The organism is Deltaproteobacteria bacterium (assembly GCA_020848745.1).
GTDB lineage: Bacteria > Desulfobacterota > Binatia > UTPRO1 > UTPRO1 > UTPRO1.
On sequence record JADLHM010000055.1, the window covers coordinates 87,018 to 103,501 of the forward strand.

The window sequence follows — 16,484 nt, forward strand, 5'->3', positions numbered from 1 at the left end:
TCTCATGAGTCCGACCCCCCGCACCACCGTGAAGCGGCGCGCCCAGCGCGGCGTGTACGACCATGCCGCGATCCTCCGCATCCTCGACGAAGCCCTCGTCTGCCACGTGGGCTTCGTCGCCGACGGCCAGCCGTTCGTGCTGCCGACGGCCTACGCGCGCATCGCGGACGACCTCTACCTGCACGGCTCCCCGAGCAGCCGCATGTTGCGGACCGGCCGGGGCGGCGTCGGTCTCTGTGTCACCGTCACGCTGCTCGACGGCCTCGTGCTCGCCCGCTCGGCGTTCCACCATTCGATGAACTATCGTTCGGTCGTGCTGCTCGGTACCGCGACCGAGGTCGTCGACCCCGACGAAAAGCAGGCCGCGCTCCGCGCGCTCGTCGAGCACGTCGCGCCGGGGCGGTACGCGAGCGTGCGTCCGCCGACCGACGACGAGATCACCGGGACGCTCGTGCTCCGATTGCCGATCGACGAGGGCTCCGCGAAGGTCCGGAGCGGCCCGCCGATCGACGACGAGGGCGACTACGACTGGCCGGTCTGGGCCGGCGTGATCCCGCTCGGGCTCCGTTCGGGCGCGCCGGTGCCCGACCCGCGCCTCGATCCCGCGCACGCGATCCCGCGCTTCGCCGTCGCCCACGGGCGCGGCTGAGGAGGACCGATGCTGCGACTCTACGACTACCTGCCCTCCGGAAACGGCTACAAGGTGCGTCTGCTTCTCGCGCAGCGGGCGATCCCGTTCGAGCTCGTGGAGCTCGACATCACGAAGGGCGAGACGCGGACGCCGGCGTTCCTCGCCAAGAACCCGAACGGCCGAATCCCGCTGCTCGAGGTCGAGCCCGGACGCTTCCTCGCCGAGTCGAACGCCATCCTCTTCTACCTCGCCGAGGGGACGCCGTTCCTGCCCGACGATCGCTGGCTCCGCGCGCAGGTCCTCCAGTGGATGTCCTTCGAGCAGTACAGCCACGAGCCCAACATCGCCACCGTCCGCTTCTGGCTCCACTACACCGAGCTCACGCCCGAGCGGCGCGCCGCGATCGAGCAGAAGCGGCCGCTCGGCTATGCCGCGCTCGGCGTCATGGAGCACCACCTGTCGGAGCGCCCGTTCTTCGTCGGCGACCGCTACTCGATCGCGGACATCGCTCTCTACGCCTACTCCCACGTCGCCGACGAGGGCGGCTTCGACCTTGGCCGCTATCCGGCGGTCGGACGCTGGCTTGGGCGCGTGCGCGCCGAGCCGCGCCACGTGCCGATCACGCACCGCTGACGGACGCGCTCGCGCTCGAGGCGGCGGCGCCGCCGGTCGCGACTCGCCGCGTGACGGCGCGTGCTGATCGTGATCGGCCTTGACGACGGTTGACGTCGGGTGACGGCGGCCGCCGCGTGTAACCGCGGTGCCCGCGGGCATCGGGGTCGGGAGCGTTCCTTGCTCTACGCGACGACATGGCGGGCGAGTTGGTCGCGTGGATGCCGGACGTCGAGGACGCCCCGGGCGCGGTGGCGATCGGCCGGCCGACGTGGGTACGGATGGCGGAACGGGTGGCGCCGGTCGGCGCGCGTCTTCTCGGCGGCCGACACTTCCGGGGCGGCGTGGACCGCGCCGCGTGTCGCGCGGTGCACGGGGCGGCGGCGCGCGGCGCGCTCTGGGCGTTCGCGCCGCCGCCGTGCTTCACGCGGGTGACACGCGGACGGGGGCGGCGCCCGGTCGACGTGTATCGCGGTCGGGCGCCGCTGGTCCACGGCCTCGCGAGCCCGGGCGACGCGTCGCTCCGCCACCATCGGGGGCCGGGCTCGTCGCGGATCCTCGTGGTCGTGAGTCGCGGCGTCGGCGCGCTCGCCGACCTCGTCGCGCGCCGCCTCGCGGGCGCCCTCGTGCGGGCGGGGTTCGACGTGGCCATCCCGATGCCGGATCCCCGGCCCGACGGCGGCGAAGCGCTCTGGGCGCGGAGCGTCGGCCGCGCGCTCGTGACGATCGTGCGGCGCGTGCACGCGGGCGTCGCGGCCGAGGCGTGGGCGCGCCAACTCGGCTACCGCAGCATCCTCGCGACGGGGGTCGGCATCGGCGGCACCGTCACGGCCTTGCTCGCCGCGACGACCTCGCGCTTCGACGCCTGCGTACCGATCCTCGCCGGCGCCCACCCGGGACGGTTGTGGCTCCCGCCGCGCGGGCTCGCGCGCGCGGCCGATCACGCCGCGCTCGCCCGCGACGACGTGCGCGATGCGCGCACGCTGCTCCGCCTCTTCGACCCCGTTGCGCCGTGCCGCTTGCCCGCGCCGCGCCGCCGCGACGGCTGCGCCGTGGTCGGCCTCCGCTACGATCGCCAGGTGCCGCCGCGCGACGTGCAGGCGCTCGCCGACCATTGGAAGGTGCGATCGGTGTGGCTCGAGCGCTCCCACGTCGAGGTTCCGATGGCGGTGCGCGCCCTCGCCACGGTGGTCGCCCATACCGCGCGGACGCTCGCGCGCTGACTGCCGCACCCGGTCATCCGAGGCGTCATCTGCCGGCTGTGACGAGCTGGACGGATTGCGGTCGTCGGCGCCCTCCACTATAAGAGCCCGGTTTTTCCGGTGCCGCAGTGGTCCCCGGTAGCTCAGTTGGTAGAGCGTTCGGCTGTAGAAATGCAGCCTCGTCGGGAAACCGGCGAGTGAAAAGCGGGTGAATTCAGGGAAGCCTAAGTGCGAAGCGAGGCAGGCTGCCGAGAAGCGGCCGGAAGCGACGGAGCCGACGGTCGGTTGTCGGCAGCCTGCCGGGCATACGGGAACCCTGAGCCAAGCCTCCCAATGACCCGGTCGCGAGACCGGCAGGGTGGGGGGAAGGTGCAGAGACTAGGGAGTGACGAAAGAATAACCTCCCCACGAGCGCCCGCCACCTACGTCCGTTGGATACGGTGATGAGATAGTCCACGCCCGCCGGAAACGGCGGGACGACGTGTAACCGAATGGTCGCTGGTTCGAGTCCGGCCCGGGGAGTTCGAGAGCGGGTCGCTGGAGCGTTGCTCCGGCGGCCCGTTCTCTTTTTTGCGGCGGCGTACGGTAGGCGGGGGCGATGAGCGGTTCACACTGGATGATCCGCGCCGCGCGGGCGGCGGAGCTCGGGCGCATCGGTGAGATCGAGCGCGAGGCGGGTGCACGCTTCGATGGCATCCCGGCGCTTGTCGGTCTCTCGGAAGTCGTGACGCCCGGCGCCGCGCTCGCCGCCGCGCTCACGCGCGGCCAGCTTTGGGTCGCGGCCGCCGCGGCCGACGACGTCTCTGTCGGATTCGCCTGCGCGGATCCGCTCGACGATGCGCTCCATCTCGTGGAGCTCGACGTGCTGCCCGCGTGGAGTCGGCGCGGGATCGGACGGGCGCTCGTCGAGACGGTGGTCGACGCCGCGCGTGCCGTCCGGCTCGGCGCCGTGACGCTCACGACGTTCCGCGACGTGCCGTGGAACGCACCCTACTACGCGACGCTCGGCTTTCGCGCGCTCGCACCACGCGAGCTCGGACCGGAGCTCGCCGAGCTGGTCGCCGCGGAGGACCGCCGCGGGTTGCCGATGCGGCTGCGGGTCGCGATGCGCCGCGAGGTGCGAGCGGTTCCGACGATCGGCTGAGGCGGGCGTCAGACCGCCGGTGTGCGCAGCAGCTCCTCGAAGAAGGCGCGGTCGGCGAGGAGCGACGTGTCGCCGAGGAACATCTTCCCGTAGCGCTCGAAGTAGAGGAGCTGCTTCCCGAGCAGGAACGTGCCGCGGTCGAACTCCGTGCCGCGCCCGCCGTGTCGCGCGACGCCGACGTGCATCGCGCGCTGGCGCTTCAAGCGCGCGAGGATCCGACGCCAGGTCGGACGCTCGCGCGGCCGCCCTTCGGCCGCGGCGACGTTGCCCTGCCAGGCGGCGAGGAACTTGCCGAGGCTCACCTCACCGAAGGGGCGCGTCAGCATGGGCTCGACGACGCTCCGCGAGAAGGCGGCGAGGCCGTCGCGGTCGAGCCCGAGACCGTCGATCAGCGCCGGCCCGTAGCTCGCCAGGAACTCGTCGGCGATGTCGCCCCACGCGCTCTCGTCTCCGAGCGCGCCCTCGACGGTGCGCCGCAGGAAGCGCCGCGTGCGCGCGTCGAGGCGGCCGACGATGCCCCAGTCGACGACGCCGACGCGGCCGTCGCGCAGCACGAGGATGTTCCCCGCGTGCGCGTCGGCGTGGAACGTCCCGTCGCGGAGCGCCGTGATGAACCATGCCCGCACGAGCTGCCCGAGGAGCGGGCGGGCGTCGAGGCCGAGCCTCGCCATGCCGGCGACGTCGTCGATCGGCACGCCGTCGAGGAAGTCCATGACGAGCGCGCGTTGGCCCGAGAGCTCCGGGTACGGGGCGGGCACGACGATGCGCTCGAGGCGGAGCGTGCGGGCGAGGTCGCGATGGTGCTCCATGGCGCGCGCCTCGTTGCGAAGGTCGAGCTCCTCGGCGAGCTGCTCGCGAAACCCGTCGAGCATCCGCACGAGCTGGCCGGCCTCGGGGATGCCGACCCGGAACGCCAGGACGTCGAGGAGCGGACCCATCAGGCGGAGGTCGGTCGCGACGGTCGTCTCGATGCCCGGCCGCAGCACCTTGACCGCGACCTCGCGCCCGTCGTGGAGCGCCGCCCGGTGCACCACTGCGATCGACGCGCGCCCGATGGGCGCCGGGTCGAAACGCGCGAAGACCTCCGCGAGCGGCCGGCCGAGCGTCGTCGCAACCGCGGTCCGCACGTCGTCGAGGGGCACGAGCGGCCCCGTGTCGAGGCATGAGCGGAACTCGTCGGCGACGGCGTCTCCGAACACGCCGGGCGACGAGGCGACGAGCTGGCCGAACTTCACGAAGGTCACGCCGAGCGACTCGAAGAGCCGCCGGAGCGGGCGCGCGAACGCCTGCGGCCCGAGCGGCCGACGGAGCACGCGGCGCGCGAGCGGCGGACCGAGCGTGCGCGCCGCGATCGTCACGATCCGGCGGGTCCGGCGGCGGAGATCGCGCCCGTCGGGCGTCGGCAGCGGCAACGGAAAGGGACGAAGCACGAGCGGGCTCAATTGAAAGGCCGGGAGCGAGGAAGTCAACTCGCCGGACGGTCGGCGGCGAGGAAGGCGAGCCCCCCGACCGCGACGAGCCCGGCGGCGCAGAGGAACATCGCGCCGTAGCCGACGTCGCGGATGATCGCCCCGAGGAGCGGGCCGCCGACCAGCGCGCCGGCGTCGAAGAGCGCGGTGAAGATCGACGTCGCGGCCCCGCGCTCCGCGGTGCGCGCGCGCTCGACCACGAGCCCCGAGAGGATCGGGAACGTGAACCCGTGGCCGAGCCCGGCGCACCCGCCGGCGACCGCGATCGCGGTGGGTGTCGTCGCGCCCGCGAGGAGCACGTAGCCGATCGCCAGCATGGCGAGCGCGGGCGCGAGCGCCCGCTTCGGACCGACGCGCTCCGGCACCCACGCGAAGCCGAGCCGGAGGATGACCGCCGCGATCGAGTAGGCGGTGAAGAAGAGCCCGACCGAGCCGATCCCCGTCTCGAGGACGAAGGTCTTCACGAAGGTGAACTGCGCGGTGAGCGCGGTCGCGAAGACGAGCCCGATGAACCAGAGCGGGAGCAGGTCGCGTTGCCCGAGCGCGGCGAGGAAGCCGCGGCCGGGAAGCTCGCCCTCGGGGTGGCGCACGTCGCGCAGCGGCAACGACAGGAGAAGCGACGTGAGCGCGAAGACCGTCGAGACGTGAAAGAGGTCGGCGTACGTGCCGTAGTGCAGGATGACGTCGCCGAGGACGCCGCTCACCGACATGGGGAGCAATCCCGAGATGCCGTAGAGGCCGATCCCCTCCGTGCGCCGCTTCGGCGGCAGGAGGTCGGCGGCGTGGGTCATGAGCGCGGTGAAGAGCGTCGCCTCCGCGACCCCGTGCGCGGCGCGTACGACGTAGAGCCACGGGCCGAGGTCGCGTACGGTCGGGTAGAGCGCGCACACGAGCACGTTCAAGACGCCGCCCGCGAGGATGACGCCCCGCCGGCCGCGCGCGTCCATGAGGGTGCCGAGGGGCGGTCGCCAGAGGATCGCGGTCGCGGCGGTCACGCTCACGATCACGCCGATGCGCACCTCGTCGGCACCGAGCTCGTGCAGGAATCCCGAGAGATGGAGGTAGAGCGTGAAGGCGAGGTTCTGGAGGAAGTTCGCGCCGAAGCAGAGGAAGAACTGCCGCGAGGCGACCCGCGGCCGCGCGTGCGGCCGCGGGGGCCGTGCCGCTGCTACGGGCGCACCTCGTAGTACGCGTTCATCGGGTTGTCGAAGTCGAGGGTGCGAAAACGCGTGAATCCCGCCGCCCGTGTCATGTCGCGTGCGACGCCTTCGGTGAACCCGAGCGTGCCGAGCCCGGCGCCGCCGGGCTCCGAGAGCGCCGACGACATGCAGCTCAGCACCGAGAAGCCGTACATCATGGCGGCCATCGGGTTCCTGGCGAGCGTCTCCTCGAAGGTCGGGTGGCTCTTGATGTCGGCGATGAGCCAGGTGCCGTCCGGTTTGAGGCCGCGTCGGATCGCCGCGATCACCGGCGCGGGGTGCGCCATGTCGTGGAGGCAGTCGAAGGTCGTCACGAGGTCGAAGCGCGCGTCCTGCGGGAGCGCGTCTCCGTTCGCGTCGTGGAAGACGACGTTCTCGACGCCCGCGTCGCGGAGGTTCTCGGCGGCGCGTTGCAGCGCGTACTTCGCGATCTCGTAGCCGTGGAACTCGGAGCGCGGGAAGGCCTTGGCCATCTCGATGAGCGCGACGCCGGCCCCGCAGCCGACGTCCGCGACCCGGGCGCCCAACGCGAGCTTCGCGACGACGCCGTCGAGCGCCGGCAGGGCGACCGGCACGAGCATGCTGCGGAACCAGGGCGCGAACATGCGCTCGACGCCGCGGTTCCCTTCGAGCCCGAACGCGTCGTAGGGCAGGCCGAGCCCGCTGCGGAACGCTTCGGGCAGCCGATCGAGCACGGCGAACTGCTGCGGGAGGCCGCAGAAGCCTCCGGCCGCGAAGGCGGGGCTGCGCTCCTCGGCGAGCACCATCGCGCCTTCCGGCGAGAGCGCGAAGCGGCCGTCGCCCGCGTACTCGACGAGGCGGGCCGCTGCCTGGCCGCGCAGCCACTCCCGTACCCAGCGCTCGTCGAGGCCCGTGCGGCCGGCGAGTTCCACGCTCGTGACGGGATCCTCGGCGGCGGCGAGGGTGCGGTACAGGCCGAGGTGGTCGCCGAGGTAGATCATCGACGAGACCAGCGCGCCGCCGAGGTATCCGAACACCTGCTCCACTGTGGCTTCCAGCTTCTCGGGATCGATCGGACGCGGTGCGGCCATCGTTGCTCCTCCGGGCGGGGATCGCTCCGCACGACACTCTAGGAGCCGCGCCGTGCCGGTTCAAGACGACTGTGCTATGCGCGCCGGGTGTCGACGCCCGATCCGATCCGCGCGGAACCGCTCGCACTCGAGCGCCGCTTCCCCGCGCTTGCGGGGCGGCTGCCCCGGTTGCCACTGGCGGTGCTGCCGACGCCGGCGCACCGCCTCGCGAACCTCGGCCGCGACGTCGGCCTCGCCGACCTCTGGGTGAAGCGCGACGACCTCACCGGCGCGCCTTATGGCGGCAACAAGGTGCGGAAGCTCGAGTGGCTGCTCGCCGACGCGCGCGCGCGCGGGCACCGCAGCGTCCTCACGACCGGCGCGCTCGGCAGCAACCACGCCCTCGCGACGGCGATCTACGCGCGCGCGAGCGGCTTCCGCGCGCACCTCGTGCTGATCCCGCAGCCGGTGACGGAGCACGTCCGCCGAGCGCTCGTCCTCGACCACGCCTACGGGGCGGCCATCCACGCCGTGCCATCGATCGGAGCCGCGCGCCGGCGCGTCCTCGGCCTCATCGCGCTGGGCGCGCTCGCGGGCGATCGCCCCTACCTCGTGGCGACGGGCGGCTCGTCGGCGGTCGGGACCCTTGGCTACGTGAATGCGGGCCTGGAGCTCGCGGAGCAGGTGGCCGCGGGCACGCTGCCGGAGCCGGCGGCGGTCGTGGTGCCGCTCGGAAGCGGCGGTACCGTGGCCGGGCTGGTCGCGGGGCTCAGGCTCGGCGGGCTCGCGACCCGCGTCCTCGCGGTGCGCGTGACCGATCTGCTGCCGTTGTCGCCGCGGTTCCTCGCCCGCCTCGCCGCGCGCGCGCTCGCGATGCTGGCGCGTCTCGGCGCCGGGGCGCTCCCGGCGATCGCGCCCGGCGACTTCGACATCCGCTCGGAGTGGCTCGGTCCGGGATACGGCGTGGTCACGCCCGAGGCCGTCGACGCCGCGCGCAGGCTCGCGGCGACCGAAGGGCTCCGGCTCGAGACGACCTACGGCGCCAAGGCGCTCGCGGGCGCGCTCGCGCTCGGCCAGGCGCCCGCGTGGCGCGGCCGGCCGCTCCTCTTCTGGCATACGTACAGCGCCGCCGATCCGGCGGCGACGCTCGCCAACCTGCCGGATTGGCGGGAGCTGCCGCGCGAGGTGCACCACGTGTTCGGGGAAGGTCCCGGCGCCCTCCCGTCTTGACCTCTCGGTCGAGGCCAGCGTACACCCCCCGGCGCTGCGACGGGCGATTCCGTCGCGACGCGGAGGGGGGTCGATTGCGGAAGGCGGCGTTCGTGCTCACGGGGATCAAGCGGCTCTTCGACAGCCGCCCCGTACATGCCCAGATCGTCGTCACCCGCGAGTGCAACCTCGCCTGCGGCTATTGCCACGAGTACACGAACGGCGCGTCGATCGTGCCCTACGAGGTGCTCGCGCGCCGCATCGACCGGCTCGGTGAGCTCGGCGCCTTCACGATCGACCTGCTCGGCGGCGAGCCGCTTCTTCATCCCGAGATCGTGCCGCTGGTCGCCCGCGTCAAGGCGACCCGCGGGGGGATGAACTTCGCCACCATCATCACCAACGCCTTCAAGCTCACCCCGGAGCTGGTCGACGGCTTCAACGAGGCGGGGCTCGACTGCATGCAGGTGAGCGTCGATGGCATCGACCCCGAGCCCGGTCTGCCGAAGTCGTTGCGCTCGGTGCTGCCGAAGCTCCAGATCCTCGCCGCGCGCGCCGCCTTCCCGGTGAAGATCCAGACGGTGCTCACCGAGGAGAGCTGGCGCAGCTACGCCCAGTTCCGCGAGCTGCTGGACCCGTTCGACTTCGAGTTCGGCTTCTCCCTGTTGCACGACGGAGAAGGGCGCATCGCCATCCGCGGCGAGCATTTCGCGGAGCTGCTGCGCCGGCACGAGCTCTTCCCGGGGATGGCGTTCTTCCGGCGCCACGCGGCCGAGATGCTGGTCGGCGATTTCCGCCGGCCGTGGAAGTGCCTCGGCGGCTTCAAGTACCTGTATGTGAACCCCGACGGCCGGGTGCAGTACTGCAGCCAGGTCGCTGGCGCCGCGCCGGCGCTCGAGACCCTCGGACTCGACGATCTTCGCGACGCCGACGCGCACAAGCCGTGCGAGGCCGGCTGCGCGCTCGGCTGCGTGCGCACGGTCTCGCACGCGATGGCCAACCCGCTCGGGTCGCTCGCGACGTCCGTCGAGATCCTCGCGGACTTCATGCGGCCGCGTGCGCCGACACCGGCGCCGATTCCGCGCGGCCGTCGCTGACGGCGCCGTTCCGGTCGGCGGCTGTCGCATCGCTTGCAGTCGCCGCCGGTGCGCGACATGAGCGGCGGGTGGCGACGAAGGAGCGGAAGCCGCGGTCGGCCGCGGCGGGCGAGCCAGGGCGGATACTGGTGGCGGCGCGGGCGCGCGATCGCGTCGACGCCGCGTGCGCCTGGCTCGCCGCGCATCCGCGCGACGCGGAGGTGCTGGTCGTCGCGGCGAGCGCCGAGGCGGTCGACGACCTCGTGCGCGCCGACGTGCGCGTCGGGGGCGCCCGCTTCGGGCTCGCGCGCACGACCCTCGGCAGGGTCGCGGGCCTTCTCGCGGCGCCGGCGCTCGCGGCGCGCGGCGGCGTGCCCGCGAGCGTGCTCTCGCTCGATGCGGTCGCGGCCCGCGCCATTCACCAGCTGAGCGCCGCGGGCCGGTTGCGGTACTTCGCGCCGGTCGCGGATCGTCCCGGGTTTCCCCTCGCCGTGGCGCGGACGATGGCGGAGCTGCGCGCGCACGGCGTGACGCCCGCGATGCTCGCGGCGCTGCCGCTCGTCGGCGAGGACCTGGCGCTCCTCGCCGCGGAGATGGCGGCCGAGCTCGACGCGGCCGGGCTCGCGGACCGCACGGCCGTCTTCGCCGCCGCGACGGCGGCCGTCGAGGCGAGCCCGGCGCCGCCGCTCGTCGGCCTCCCGACGCTCCTTCTCGACGTTGCACTCGCGAGCGCTTGCGAAGCGGACCTCGTGGCCGCGCTGGCGCGGCGGGCGCCCGCGCTGCTCGCGACCGTCCCGCTCGGCGACGACCGGAGCCGGGACCTCCTCGCCGGCGCGCTCGCCACCGGCCCGACCATCGCCGAGGTCCACGACGACGAGGCGACCTCGCTCGCGCGCTTGCAGCGCCATCTCTTCGCCCCCTCCACCCCGCCGCCGGCGCCGCTCGACGAGACGGTCACGCTGCTCTCGTGGCCCGGCGAGGCGCGGGAATGCGTCGAGATCGCGCGCCGCATCCAGGAGGAGGCCGCGCGCGGCGTACCCTTCGATCGCATGGCGGTCTTCCTGCACGCGCCGCGCGAGTACACGGCGCACCTGGAAGAGGCGTTTCGCCGGGCGGACGTGCCGGCGTTCTTCGCGCGCGGCACGAGCCAGCCCGATCCCGCGGGGCGCGCGCTCCTCGCGCTCCTGGCGTGTGCGGCGGAAGGGCTCTCGGCGCGACGCTTCGCCGAGTATCTCTCGCTCGCGCAGGTGCCCGATCCCGAGGCGCGAGCGGCGGGCGCGGCGGCGCCGCCGCCGCCCGTCCTCGTCTCGGCGGAGGAGGCGCTCCTGCCGGCGGCGGTCGCCGAGCAGCTCGCGGCCGTCGGGGCCGCGCTGCGGGCGGACGCGGAGCGGGAGGGACCCTTGCCGCTCGACCCGCTGGCGGAGGCCGTCGTCGCGGGGACGGTCGCGGCGCCGTGGCGCTGGGAGGAGCTCCTCGTCGAGGCGGCCGTGATCGGCGGCAAGGAGCGCTGGCGGAAGCGGCTCGACGGCCTCGCGCGGGAGCTCGACGTCCGGCGCGCCGAGCTCGCCGAGGAGGACGAGCCCCGCGCCGCGCGGCTCGCCGGCGTCCTCGCGCAGCTCGGACACCTGCGCGCCTACGCGCTGCCGTTGATCGAGCGGCTCGACGGCCTCGCCGGGCGGCGCGCGACGTGGGGCGCCTGGCTCGACGAGCTGCGCGCGCTCGCGGTCGAGGCGCTTCGCGACCCGACCCAGGTGCTCGCGACGCTCGCGGAGCTCGCGCCGATGGCGCCCGTCGGTCCGGTCGCGATCGACGAGGTGCGGATCGTGCTCGGACCGCGCCTGCGTTCACTGACGGTGCCGCCGCCGCGTCGCCGTCACGGCGCCGTCTTCGTGGCGCCTGCGGAGTCGGCGCGCGGGCTGGTGTTCGACGTCGTGTTCGTCCCCGGGCTCGCCGAGCGCTTGTTCCCGCGCAAGATCGTCGACGACCCGATCCTCCTCGATCCGAGCCGGCGGGCGCTCGCGGACGTCGCGGCGGCGCCGCTCGGCACGCGCGCGGATCGGGTCACCGCCGAGCGCCTCGCGCTCCGCCTCGCGGTCGGCGCCGCCGGCGCCCGCGTCGTCGTCTCCTATCCGCGGCTCGACATGGAGCAGGGGAAGCCGCGGGTGCCGTCGTTCTACGCGCTCGAGGCGTTGCGCGCCGCCGAAGGGCGGTTGCCGGGCTTCGAGGAGCTCCGCCGGCGCGCGCGCGGCGAGGGGCGGCTCGGGTGGCCCGCGCCGGAGCGCCCCGAGGATGCGATCGACGACGCCGAATACGATCTCGCGCTCCTGGCGCCGCTCCTCGACGCTCAGATCGATCCCAAGGCGACGGTTGGCACCGCCCGCTACCTCCTTGGCGCGAACGCACATCTCGCGCGGGCGCTCCGGGCGCGCGCGCAACGCTGGTGGAAACGGTGGACGCCCGCCGACGGGCTCGTCGATCCGGACGATCTCGGCCGCACGGCGCTCGCGGCGCATCAGCTCGCGGCGCGCTCCTATTCCCCGACGGCGTTGCAGCACTTCGCGGCGTGCCCGTACCGCTTCTTCCTCCAGGCGGTCCATCGCCTGAAGCCGCGCGAGGAGCCGGTCGCGATCGAGCTGATCGATCCGTTGACGCGGGGCTCGCTCTTCCACGAGGTGCAGTTCGGGGTGCTTTCGCGCCTCAAGGCGGACGGCCTGTTGCCGGTGCGCGCGGAGACGCTGCTGCGGGCGCGGGACGTCGTCGATGGCGTGCTCGACGGCGTCGCTGAGCGCTACCGCGAGCTCCTCTGTCCCGCCATCCCGCGCGTCTGGGAGGACGGCGTCAACGGCATCCGCGCCGACCTGCGCGAGTGGTTGCGGCGGAGTGCCGAGGACGAGGCCGGCTGGGTGCCCGACCGCTTCGAGCTCGCCTTCGGGCTGCCGCGGCGCGAGCGCGGCGACGCCGACCCCGCGAGCGTCCCGCAGCCGATCACGGTGGCGGGTCCGCTCCAGCTGCGCGGCTCGATCGATCTCGTCGAACGTCATCCGCGCGGCGCGCTGCGGGTCACCGATCACAAGACCGGCAAGGCGCGCGCCGCGAACGGCGTCGTCGTCGGCGGCGGCGAGGTCCTGCAACCGCTGCTCTACGCGCTCGCCTGCGAGCGGCTGTTGCCGGAACCCGTGGAGGCCGGACGGCTCTACTACTGCACGGCGGCGGGCGGATACGCGCAGCGCGTCGTGCCGCTCGACGCGGCGGGGCGCGCGGCCGCGGCCGCGGTCGTCGACACCATCGACCAGGCGCTGCGCGACGGATTCCTGCCGGCGGCGCCCGTCGCGCGCGCCTGCGCGTACTGCGACTACCGGCCGGTCTGCGGCCCGTACGAGGAGATCCGGCAACGGCGGAAGCCGGCCGAGCGCCTGCGCGACCTCGCGCGCCTGCGGAGCCTGCCGTGAGCGGCGAGCGCCCGGCGGCGGCGCTCGCCGATCACCGCGAGCGCGAGCGCATCGCGACCGACCTCGACGCGACCCTGATCGTCGAGGCGGCGGCAGGCACCGGGAAGACGACCGCGCTCGTCGCCCGCATGGTCGCCATGCTGGCGGCGGGTCGCGGCGAGCTGCACCGGATGGTCGCGGTGACGTTCACCGAGCTCGCCGCGGGCGAGCTGAAGCTGCGCCTGCGGACCGGTCTCGAGCGGGCGCGTCTCGACACCGCGCCCGCGTCCGACGAGGCCCGGAACCTCTCGCGCGCGCTCGGGCAGCTCGAAGAGGCGAGCATCGGCACCATCCATTCTTTCTGCAGCGACCTCCTGCGCGAGCGTCCCGTCGAGGCCGGCGTCGATCCGCTCTTCGAGGTCGCGCCGGCGGACGTCGCGGACGGCCTCTTCGACCAGGCGTTCCACCGCTGGTTCGAGGAGGTGCTGAAGGATCCACCGGAAGGAGTGCGCCGCATCCTGCGCCGGCCGCCGCGTCGCGGTCAGAGCGTGCGCGGCCTGCTGCGCGGCGCCGCCTGGGAGCTCAAGGAGCGGCGCGACTTCGCCGCGCCGTGGCGCGCGGAGCCGTTCGCGCGCGAACGCGAGGTCGACGCGCTCATGACCGAGCTCGAGATCCTCGGCCGGCGCGCGATCGACGGCGACCGCAACGACTACTTCTACCGCTCGCTCGCCGAGATCGGCGACTTCGTCCAGGAGGTGCTGCGGCGCGAGGCGATCTGGGGCCGCGACTACGACGGGCTCGAGGCGGAGCTGCTGCAGGTGGCGAAAACCGTGCACTGGCATTGGGTCGGCTTCACGAGCGGTCCGGGCGCCGCCCTGAAGACGACGTTGCGCGCGGAGCGGACGCGGGTGCAGGCGCGTCTGACGAGCTTCGTCGACGCGGTCGGCGCCGACCTGGCGCCGCGCCTGCAGGCCGAGCTCTGGCCGGTGATCGAGCGCTATCAGGCGCTCAAGCGGAACGCGGGCCGTCTCGACTTCGGCGACCTCCTCCTGGTGGCGCGGGACCTCCTGCGGCGCGATCCGACCGTGCGGCGCGATTATCAGGAGCGCTTCACGCACGTCTTCGTCGACGAGTTCCAGGATACCGACCCGCTGCAGGCGGAAATCCTGCTCCTGCTCGCGGCCGACGACCCCGCGCAGGCCGATTGGACGGCGGCGCGCCCGCGGGCCGGGAAGCTCTTCATCGTCGGCGACCCCAAGCAGTCGATCTATCGCTTCCGCCGCGCCGACGTGGCGCTCTACGAGGACGTGAAGCGGAGGCTCCTCGCCGCCGGCGCGCTGCTGCAGCACCTCACCGTGAGCTTCCGCGCCGTGCCGGAGATCCAGACGGCCGTGAACGCGGCGTTCGCCCCCCGGATGGCGGGCGCGACGCCGAGCCAGGCGACCTACGTGCCGCTCGTCCCCGCGCGCGCGGCCGTCGCGACCCAGCCGCCGATCGTGGCGCTGCCGGTGCCGTCGCCCTACGGGGATTTCGGGAAGGTCGTCGACTGGCAGATCGAGAAATCGCTGCCCGACGCGACCGCGGCGTTCGTCGCCTGGCTCGTCCGTGAGAGCGGCTGGACCGTGAGTGAGCCCGACGCGCCGCGCCGCCCGATCGAGCCGCGGGACGTGTGTATCCTGTTCCGGCGCTTCAAGTCGTTCGAGACCGACGTGACGCACGCCTACGTACGCGCGCTCGAGGCCCGCCACCTGCCCCACGTGCTCGTCGGCGGCAGCGCGTTCCACGTTCGCGAGGAGGTCGAGGCGCTGCGCAACGTGCTCGGCGCGATCGAGCGACCCGACGACGAGCTGGCGGTCTTCGCGACCCTGCGCGGACCGTTCTTCGCGCTCGGCGACGGCGCGTTGCTCGCGTTTCGCGAGCAGTACGGAACGCTGCATCCGTTCCGCCGGATTCCCGACGATCCGCCGCCGGGGCTCGCCGAGGTCGCGGCCGCGATGGCGGTGGTGCGCGACCTCCATCGCGGACGCAATCGCCGGCCGATCGCCGACACGATCGCGCGCTTCCTCGCGGCGACGCGCGCCCATGCGGGCCTCGCGATCTGGCCGGCCGGGGAGCAGGCGCTCGCCAACGTCGTGCGGCTGACGGACCTCGCGCGCCGCGCCGAGCGGCAGGGGATCACGTCCTTTCGCGCCTTCGTCGAGCGGCTCGCGGCCGCCGACGGGGAGGCGAGCGACGCGCCGATCCTCGAGGAGGGGACGGGCGGCGTGCGGCTCATGACCGTGCACCGCGCAAAGGGCCTCGAGTTCCCCGTCGTGATCCTCGCCGACCTCACCGCCAAGGAGGCGCCCGGCGAGCCGCGCCGCTACAGCGACGGGAGCCGGGGGCTTTGTGCGATGCGGATCGCCGAGTGCTCGCCGCCCGAGCTGCTCGCCCATCGCGACGAGGAGCGGGAGCGCGAGCGGGAAGAGGCGGCGCGCATCCTCTACGTCGCGGCGACACGCGCCCGCGACCTCCTGGTGGTGCCGGTCGTGGGCGACGAGCGCCGCGACGGCTGGCTCGCGGCGCTGCATCCGGTCGTCTACCCGGACGAGTCGCGGCGGCGGCAGCCCGAGACCGCGACGCCGGTCGCGTGTCCGCGGTTCGGGCTCGACAGCGTGCTGCAGCGTCCGGACCGCGCGCCGGGCCGCGAGCGCGCGGTCGCGCCGGGGCAGCACGTCCCGGAGGCCGGCGATCACCGGGTCGTGTGGTGGGATCCGAAGGCGCTCGAGCTCGGGGTGGAGGAGAGCGTCGGTCTCCGCCAGCAGAAGCTCCTCGAAGCCGACGCGAGCGGCGAATCCTCGGAGCGCGGCGTCCGCGCGCACGCCGCGTGGCGGGCGACGCGCGAGCGCGTACGCGGGGAGGCGGGACGGGCAACGGTCGCCGTCGCCACCGCGACCGCGTGGGCGGCCGCGACGGCGGAGACGGGCGCGGCGCCGGCGGAGCTCGCGCCGCTCGCCGCCGCCGTCACGGTCGAGTCGGCACGCGGCGGCGCGCCGGCCGAGCGGCCCGCGGGCACGAGCTTTGGCGTGCTCGTGCACGCGGCGCTCTCGGTGGTCGACCTCGATGCCGGGTCCGACGCGATCGCGGCCACGGTCGCGTCGCAGGCGCGGCTCTTGGCCGCGACGGCCACCGAGGTCGCGGCCGCCGTCGTCGTGGTGCGCGACGCGCTCGCCCATCCGCTCGTCCGGCGCGCGGCCGCCGCGGCCCGCGCCGGGGGTTGTCGGCGCGAGGTCGCACTCGCCTGCGTGCTCGACGACGGCACGCTCGTGGAAGGTGTGGCGGACCTCGTGTTCCGCGACGACGACGGCTGGACCGTGGCCGACTTCAAGACCGACCGCGACGTCGCGACCCGGCTCTCCGAGTACCGATGGCAGCTCGCCGCCTACGCGCGCGCCGTCGCCGGCGCGACCGGCGCGCCGACTCGCGCCGTCGTGCTCAACGTGTGAT

Annotated in this window: 11 protein-coding genes; 8 read left to right on the forward strand and 3 right to left on the reverse strand. The window is 74.1% G+C overall.

Annotation, left to right across the window (positions count from 1 at the left end; genetic code table 11):
• The first annotated feature begins 4 nt into the window (after positions 1 to 4).
• The 4 genes from IT293_07615 (at position 5) to IT293_07630 (ending at position 3,589) form a co-directional block, all read left to right on the forward strand.
• Positions 5 to 649, forward strand: coding sequence for a pyridoxamine 5'-phosphate oxidase family protein (locus tag IT293_07615; GenBank protein ID MCC6764516.1), 645 nt, complete (start codon positions 5 to 7; stop codon positions 647 to 649).
• 9 nt (positions 650 to 658) lie between these two features.
• Positions 659 to 1,264: a glutathione S-transferase family protein gene (locus IT293_07620; GenBank protein ID MCC6764517.1), complete on the forward strand. Its 606-nt coding sequence runs from the start codon at positions 659 to 661 to the stop codon at positions 1,262 to 1,264.
• Positions 1,265 to 1,440: 176 nt separating this feature from the next.
• The gene (locus IT293_07625; protein MCC6764518.1) at positions 1,441 to 2,466 is read left to right on the forward strand and encodes a hypothetical protein; all 1,026 of its coding nucleotides are present in this window, start codon (positions 1,441 to 1,443) and stop codon (positions 2,464 to 2,466) included.
• 577 nt (positions 2,467 to 3,043) lie between these two features.
• A complete protein-coding gene (locus tag IT293_07630) occupies positions 3,044 to 3,589 on the forward strand; it encodes a GNAT family N-acetyltransferase (GenBank protein ID MCC6764519.1) in 546 nt (181 codons plus the stop codon).
• 8 nt (positions 3,590 to 3,597) lie between these two features.
• Here IT293_07630 and IT293_07635 read toward each other — a convergent pair whose 3' ends face one another.
• The 3 genes from IT293_07635 to IT293_07645 all read right to left on the reverse strand — a co-directional run bounded on the left by IT293_07635 (position 3,598) and on the right by IT293_07645 (position 7,309).
• On the reverse strand, positions 3,598 to 5,019 hold the full coding sequence (locus IT293_07635) for an AarF/ABC1/UbiB kinase family protein (GenBank protein MCC6764520.1): 1,422 nt from the start codon (positions 5,017 to 5,019) through the stop codon (positions 3,598 to 3,600).
• Between the two features lie 35 nt (positions 5,020 to 5,054).
• Positions 5,055 to 6,077, reverse strand: coding sequence for an MFS transporter (locus IT293_07640; GenBank protein ID MCC6764521.1), 1,023 nt, complete (start codon positions 6,075 to 6,077; stop codon positions 5,055 to 5,057).
• 149 nt (positions 6,078 to 6,226) lie between these two features.
• Positions 6,227 to 7,309, reverse strand: coding sequence for a class I SAM-dependent methyltransferase (locus tag IT293_07645; protein ID MCC6764522.1), 1,083 nt, complete (start codon positions 7,307 to 7,309; stop codon positions 6,227 to 6,229).
• A gap of 87 nt (positions 7,310 to 7,396) precedes the next feature.
• On the opposite strand from IT293_07645, the gene IT293_07650 reads away from it, so the two are divergent.
• From IT293_07650 to IT293_07665, 4 genes are all read left to right on the forward strand, one after another.
• Positions 7,397 to 8,518, forward strand: a complete 1,122-nt coding sequence (locus tag IT293_07650; GenBank protein MCC6764523.1) for a pyridoxal-phosphate dependent enzyme — start codon at positions 7,397 to 7,399, stop codon at positions 8,516 to 8,518.
• Between the two features lie 92 nt (positions 8,519 to 8,610).
• The gene (locus IT293_07655; protein MCC6764524.1) at positions 8,611 to 9,591 is read left to right on the forward strand and encodes a radical SAM protein; all 981 of its coding nucleotides are present in this window, start codon (positions 8,611 to 8,613) and stop codon (positions 9,589 to 9,591) included.
• Positions 9,592 to 9,659: 68 nt separating this feature from the next.
• Positions 9,660 to 13,019, forward strand: coding sequence for a PD-(D/E)XK nuclease family protein (locus tag IT293_07660; protein MCC6764525.1), 3,360 nt, complete (start codon positions 9,660 to 9,662; stop codon positions 13,017 to 13,019).
• Complete coding sequence (locus IT293_07665; protein MCC6764526.1) at positions 13,016 to 16,483, forward strand: UvrD-helicase domain-containing protein; 3,468 nt, start codon at positions 13,016 to 13,018, stop codon at positions 16,481 to 16,483. The genes IT293_07660 and IT293_07665 overlap by 4 nt, the downstream gene beginning before the upstream one ends.
• Position 16,484 lies beyond the last annotated feature (1 nt).

Excerpts from the sequence above, each read along its gene's own strand:
- IT293_07620 (MCC6764517.1), top strand. The coding sequence starts at position 659 with ATGCTGCGACTCTACGACTACCTGCCCTCCGGAAACGGCTACAAGGTG.
- IT293_07630 (MCC6764519.1), top strand. The coding sequence starts at position 3,044 with ATGAGCGGTTCACACTGGATGATCCGCGCCGCGCGGGCGGCGGAGCTC.
- IT293_07625 (MCC6764518.1), top strand. The coding sequence starts at position 1,441 with ATGGCGGGCGAGTTGGTCGCGTGGATGCCGGACGTCGAGGACGCCCCG.
- IT293_07615 (MCC6764516.1), top strand. The coding sequence starts at position 5 with ATGAGTCCGACCCCCCGCACCACCGTGAAGCGGCGCGCCCAGCGCGGC.
- IT293_07645 (MCC6764522.1), bottom strand. The coding sequence starts at position 7,309 with ATGGCCGCACCGCGTCCGATCGATCCCGAGAAGCTGGAAGCCACAGTG.